The organism is Limimonas halophila, from assembly GCF_900100655.1.
In the GTDB taxonomy this organism is placed as follows: Bacteria; Pseudomonadota; Alphaproteobacteria; order Kiloniellales; family Rhodovibrionaceae; genus Limimonas; species Limimonas halophila.
Map to the genome: position 1 here is coordinate 50,013 of NZ_FNCE01000012.1, position 6,477 is coordinate 56,489.

Sequence of the window (6,477 nt, forward strand, 5' to 3'; positions counted from 1 at the left end):
CGTCTCATGCCGTGTTGTGCCGCCGTCCGAACCAATCGTCGCCGGGCCGCCGGACGGGGGCTGGCCCTGGTGCTCGCCGCCGTGCTCGCGGCCGGCGTCGCAGGGCCGGTCCACGCCCAGACGACCAAGCCCAAGCACGTCCACCGGCTCGCCGAGACGATGCTGGCCGAGCTGGAGCTGCTGTACCGGGCGGATCTGCGGGACTTCGAGCTTCCCGAGGTGCCCGAGGTGTCGGGGCGCAAGCCCCGCCACGTGTTGATGGAGGTGCGGCGCGTTTACGAATCCACCCAACGCCTGCGCTACCTCAACGGCCTGGAGCGGCGGTCGCTTGATCCCGTGCCGGTGCGGCACGTGCGCCCGGCCGACGTGGGTGAGATGGCCGAGCGCACGCTCAAGCAGCTGCGCACGCTGCGCAAGGTCTACGGCATTGAGGCCGAGGTGGAGCGGCCTGCCCTGCGGGACGGCATCGTGCCCAGCGACGTCTACGTCGAGGTCCGCAAGGTGCAGGCGGCGCTGCGCGGGTTGGGCGTTCCGGCCATCGTCCCCAACGATGTCTACCGCCGCGCCCAGATGCTGGCGAACGAGCTGGACAAGCTCGCCGAGCACTTCGGCGTGCCCGGACGCCAGCCGGTCGAGGAGCCGTCCAGCGGAAAGACTCCCGCCCAGGTCTACAAGCGTGTGGCCGGGCTGGCCGAGCACATGCGTGCGGTCGTGGCCAGCGCCCCGGACCTTTCGATTCCGGGCGGCGTGACCCCCTCGCCGGAGCCGCCGGAGACGCCGACTCCCGCCGATGTGCTAGCCCTGGTGCGGCTGCTGCTGGCCGACACCACCGCCATCAAGGCGGAACTCGGCATCGACAGCCCGGCGGCCGTGCCCGACAGGCCGGTCGGGCGCACCCCCTCGGACGTCTACGACGTCGTCCGCGTGTGCGGCGAGATGCTCAACCGCATCGAGGCCAAGCTGACCGCTGGCTGAGCCAACCGCCCCGGCAAGCACGGAACGACAGGAGCGAGGGAGGGCCGCATGAGCGCAGCAGGCGCACGCGCCGGACACACGCACGCCGGGCGCCGGTTCGGGTTGTCGGCCAAGGTGATCGCCCTGGCGGTCGTGCCCATCGTGCTGCTGGCCGGCCTGAACGCCTACACCATGGTTTCGGCCAACGGCCTGCTGACGCGGGTTTTGGACGACGCCAACGACCGGCGCGCGCACACGGCCACGGTCAACGCCGTGGTCGCGAACACGAACGACAGCATGGCCCAGCTGCGCGCCAAGGTGGACGGCGTGAACGCGGTGCACCAGCGCAGCCTGCTGAAGCGCGACCCCGGGCTGGTCGAGGCCACCCGCCGCGAAACCGACTCGGCGCGGGAGGCCCTGGCCGCGTTTCAGGATCAGGTCAAGGCGCTCTCGGGCGTGGTCGAGAACGCGGGGTTGCTCACCGACGCGGGCGTGGCGGCCGACAAGCGCCGCTTGGCGGACCGGCGGCTGGGGGTGCTGCAGCGCGCGCGCACGAAGTTGGAACGCCTCTTCACGCTCTTCGCCGAGGCCAACGAGCGCACGATCGACGCGCTGAAGGCGAACAACCACACGGCCGCCGTGAACAACTTCGCCTATGAGGAGCGCGCGCGTATCCGGGCGCTTCGCGAGGCCGTCGAGCGGTCCGCCACGGTCGTCGATGGGCTGAGCACGCAGCTGCGGCAGTACGGCAAGCAGCAGCTGCAAGCCGCGCACGCGGCCGCTCGCGCCAACGCGCACCAACAGGCGTGGGTTCAGGCCGGGGTCGGCGGTGCCGTGGTGCTCGTCGTGGCGGCGCTCGTGATCGCCTATGCGGTCTTCGGAATCTCGCGCCCGCTCAAGCGCATGATCGCCGTCATGTGCGAGTTTGCCGAGGGCAACTACGGCTCCCGTATTCCCAGTGCCGGCAACGACGAGATCGGCGAGATGGCGCAGGCGCTGGCGGTATTCCGAAGCAACGCCGAAGAGGCCGAGCGCCTCAAGCGCGAGCAGGAAGAGGCGGAAAAGCGTGCGGCCGAGGAGCGCAAGCAGGCGCTGCGCGACATGGCCGACCGCTTCGAGCGCGAGGTGGGCGCCATCGTGGAGCAGGTGGCCAGCTCCGGCCGCCAGCTCGACTCCACCTCGCAGAACATGGCGACCGTCGCCCAGGACGTGCAGACCAAGGCGCGCACGGTCAGCGCCTCGGCCGAGCAGGCGGCGGCCAACGTCCAGACCGTCGCGTCCTCGGCGCAGGAGCTCACGCACTCCATCGATGAGGTCTCCGGGCGCGTGACCGAGGGCGCCAACACCGCCCAGAGCGCCCGCGGCGAGGCGGAAAAGGCGCGCGAGCGCGTCAACACCCTGCGCGAGGCCGCCGACGAGATCGGCGACGTCATCCAGCAGATTCAGGACATCGCCGAGAAGACCAACCTCCTCGCCCTCAACGCCACGATCGAGGCGGCGCGGGCCGGCGAGGCGGGCAAGGGCTTCGCCGTCGTGGCCGACGAGGTCAAGTCGCTCGCCAATCAGACCCACAAGGCGACCGAGGACATCTCCCAGCGCATCACGCGCGTGCAGACGGAGACGGGGGAGGCGGTGAACGCCATCCAGACCGTCACCGCCAGCATCAAGGAGATGGACGAGGCCACGGGCTCAATCGCCTCCGCGATGGAGCAGCAGAACAGCTCCACGCAGGAGATCGCGCGCAACATTCAGGAGATTTCACAGGGCACGCAGAACGTCTCCCAGACCATCGCCGAGGTCACGGAGGCCGCCGACCGCACCGGCACGGCGGCGGACGAGGTGCGCGACAGCGCGCGGACGATCGACGAGCAGGCCTCCACGCTGCAGCAGAAGGTCACGACGTTCCTGGACGAAGTCCGGGCGGGCTGACGGGGCGGTCGCGCGGGGCACGCCGAGGGAACGGCCGCACGGCGGATTTGCCGCTTGCCGCACGGTGCATTAACGTCCCGGCGTTGGACGCCCACCGCGACGATCGGCTGCTCCCGGCGGCCGCGACGAAGGACCGCCCGTGAAAACACTGCTCTACGGCCTCGCCGGCCTCGCGGTGCTGCTCGTGGCGGCGGTGCTGCTGGGCCCGCGCTTCATCGACTGGACGGCGTACAAGGAAACCGTCGCGGCGCGCCTGGCGGACGCGACGGGGCGCGACGTCGCCATTGCGGGCCGTGTCGACGTCAATGTCCTGCCCAGTCCCACGCTCACCCTGAACGGCCTGCGCATCGCCAACGCCCCGGGCGGGCGCGCGGAGCATATCCTGCGCGCGGGCGCGCTGCGCCTGGAACTCGCGTGGGCGCCGCTGTTACAGGGGAGCATCCGCCTCAACGCGGTGGAGCTTGTCGAGCCCCGCGTCACGCTGGAAACCGGCGGCCCCGAAGGGCCGAACTGGCGCAGGCTGGGGCGCGGCGACCTTCCGTCCGACCTGAGCGTGGCGGCGCTGGATGTGGTGGACGGGCGCGTCGTCCACCGCGACCTGGCATCCGGTGACCGCCGCGTGCTGAAGAACGTCAACGCCCGCTTCGCCGCCCGCACGCTGCGGGGACCGTTCCGCGGCGACGGGCGCTTCACCGCGCGCGGCGCGCCCGTGACCTTGGAGGGCCGCCTGGGCCGGCTCGCGGCGGACGGAACCGTGCCCTACCGCCTCAAGCTCGGGCTCGCCGAGGGCGACGCGCGCGCCACGGTGACGGGCGGCCTGCGGCGGGGCGCCGGGCGGGTGACGAGCGCCACAGTTTCCGTCTCGGCGCGCGGTGCGACGCTGGCCGGGATGCTGGATCGCTTCGGGCTCGGGGCGGACCCGGCGCTCGCCCGTGACTTTGTGGCCGAAGCCGAGCTCGATGTCGACGGCGAGCGCGTGCGGGCGGACTCGCTCACGCTCGCGCTCGGCGAGGCGGAGCTGTCGGGCGACGCCACGCTGCGCTTCGGCGACCCCTTCGGCCTCGACGCATCCCTCAGCGCGCAGCGCCTCAGCCTCGACCGCTTCCGCGGCAACGGCGACGACACGCTTCCGATCCCGTGGACGCGCGGCGCCTGGCGCTGGCTCGCCGGGCTGTCGGCCGTTGAGGGCCGCGTAACCCTGGATGTCGCCGGCCTGACCTATCGCGGCCAGCTCATGCGCCAGACCGAGCTGGACGTGGCATTGACGGGTGCCGGCGTGCGCGTCGCCGAGGCATCGGCGCTCCTGCCCGGCAGCGGCGAGGCCAGCGCGCGCGGCCGGGTGGCGCTGAACGAGGGCACGCCGGTCTTCGACGGTCACGCCGAGGTGGCGGCCAGCAGCCTGCGGCGGACGCTGCGGTGGCTGGACCTGGAACCGGAAGCGGTGGCGGCGGACCGCCTGCGCCGGCTCGACCTCGCGGCCGACATTCGGGCCGCTCCGGGGCGCGTCACGCTCACCGAGATGGCCGGGGCCATCGACACCACCGAGCTGGAGGGCGGTATCGCCATTGCGCTGCGCGACCGGCCGGGCTTCGGGATCGGGCTGCGCGTGCCCACGCTGCGCCTGGGCGGCTACCTGGGGCCGCTCACTGCGCGCCCGCTGGACGAGGTCATGGCGGTGTTCGGGCGCTTCGACGCCAACCTGGACCTGCGCGCCGACAGTCTCGTCTACCGCGGCCGGAAATTCGGCGAGGTGCGCCTCAAGGGCGCGCTCAACCGCGGCACGCTGACCATCGAGACGGGCCGGATCGGCCGCCTCGCGGGCGGCGCGCTCAATCTGGACGGAACGGTCGACAAGCTCGCCGGCACCCAGCCCGAGGCCGACCTCAACCTCAACCTGTCGATCGACGACCCGGCGCGGTTTGCCGCGTTCGCCGGGCTGGACGCCGTGATCCCGCCGGGAGCCGGCGCCATGACGCTGGGCGGCACGATCACAGGGCCGCCGCGGCGGCTCACCGTGGACCTGACGTTGGACGCCCTGAATGGACTGGCTTCCGCGCGTGGCTTGCTGCAGCCCGCCGCCACGCCGCCCAGCTTTCAGGGCACGCTCAAGCTGGTCCACGACGACCTGACGGCGCTCGCGCGCCGCATGCCGGGCGCGCCTGGCCTGCCGCCCGTGCTGTCGCGCGTGGACCTCTCCGGCGAGGCCACGGCCACGCCGGGCGAGGTGACGCTGCACAAGCTGGCCGGGACGCTCGGCCCCATGGACGTGTCGGGCACCCTCTCGGCCGATTGGCAGGGGCAGCAGCCGGCTTTCGACGCCGACCTGCGCACGCCGCGCCTGCCGCTCGGGAAACTGGTCGCGGGTGCCTGGACCGCCGGGGGCGGCGAGCTGACCACGCGCTGGCTGACGGGCTACGGGGCCGACGTGGACGTCACGGCGACCAGCGTGCCGCTCGGCCGCGGGATCACGGTTACGGACGCACGCCTGAGCGGACGCGTCGACGACGGGCGCTTGGCGCTGTCCCGCTTCGCCGGCGGGCTCGCGGGCGGGCGGCTGACGCTGTCGGGCGAGCTGCGCGGCGGCACGACGCCGTCGCTCACGGCGCAGGGCCATGCCAGGGACGTTCGCATCGGCCCGGTGCTGAGCGGCCTGGGCGCGGGCAAGCCGGTGACGGGGCCGGTGGAGCTGCGCGCCAATCTGCGCACCCAGGGCCGCGCGCCCGATGCGCTGGTGCGGGGCTTGACCGGGCGCGGGAGCCTCACGGGGCAGCTCACGCTGGCGCCGGGTGCGGCCGCCGCGATCCGTAACCGCGCCGGCGGGCCGGCGGCCCTGCTCGATGCCTTTGCGGGGCGCGAGGCGGCGCTGTCGGGGACGGTCGAGCTCGACGGCGGCGTGCTGGCCACGAACGACACGACGCTTTCAGGCCCGGGCGCGCGCGCCAGCCTAACAGGGACCGCCGACCTTCCGGCGTGGGCGGCCGACGCGACGGTCGAGGTCACGCACGCCGGGGCAGGGGGCGAGCCGGTGCTGACGGCGCGCCTGTCCGGCGCACTGGATGCGCCGTCCGTGGCGCTTGAGGCCGCCGCGCCCGAGCCCCAGGAACCTGCCGTGACCGTGCCGGAGCCCGAGGCGGACATCTTGCCCGAGGCGGGCGCGGCCGACCCCGAGCCGCCAGCGACATCCGCGCCCGAGCCGGTCGAACCGGCGATTGGCGAGGTCGCGCCGCAACGCCCGGTGCCGCAAGAGCCGGCGATCGGCCCCGTGGCGCCCGACCGGCCCACGCCGGATCGACCCGCTATCGGCGCGGTGCCGGACGCCGACGGCGCGACGGGAGAGGGGCAGCCTGCGCCGAACGAGCCGGCCCCACGGCCCGCGCCGGAAAAGCCGGCCCTTCCCGACCTGAAAGCGACGCCGGCCCCGGAGCAGCCCGCGACCAACGATGCGGGCGAGGCGGACTCCATCATCGAAGGCGTGATCGAAGAGTACGGGGAATAACAGCGCAGATCGCCGTAGAACGGATCATTGGATGATCCGTTCGCTCGTGCGTGAATCTGCGCGTCGGAAATACAAGGCCGCAGATCGCCGTAGAACGG

At 73.1% G+C, this 6,477-nt stretch carries 3 protein-coding genes; all 3 read left to right on the forward strand.

Features of this window, described 5'->3' with window-relative positions; translation table 11 throughout:
• Positions 1–6: 6 nt before the first annotated feature.
• Entirely contained in the window at positions 7–975 is a 969-nt protein-coding gene (locus tag BLQ43_RS12620) for a hypothetical protein (RefSeq protein WP_143006281.1), read from the forward strand.
• 48 nt (positions 976–1,023) lie between these two features.
• Positions 1,024–2,883 carry a methyl-accepting chemotaxis protein gene (locus BLQ43_RS12625; protein ID WP_090021553.1) on the forward strand — a complete coding sequence of 620 codons (1,860 nt, stop codon included), beginning with the start codon at positions 1,024–1,026 and terminating at the stop codon, positions 2,881–2,883.
• Positions 2,884–3,022: 139 nt separating this feature from the next.
• Entirely contained in the window at positions 3,023–6,379 is a 3,357-nt protein-coding gene (locus tag BLQ43_RS12630) for an AsmA family protein (RefSeq protein ID WP_090021555.1), read from the forward strand.
• The last annotated feature ends 98 nt before the right edge of the window (positions 6,380–6,477 follow it).

What these genes read in the sequence shown, in the direction of transcription:
- BLQ43_RS12620 (WP_143006281.1), top strand. Translation starts at nt 7, where the DNA reads ATGCCGTGTTGTGCCGCCGTCCGAACCAATCGTCGCCGGGCCGCCGGA.
- BLQ43_RS12625 (WP_090021553.1), top strand. Translation starts at nt 1,024, where the DNA reads ATGAGCGCAGCAGGCGCACGCGCCGGACACACGCACGCCGGGCGCCGG.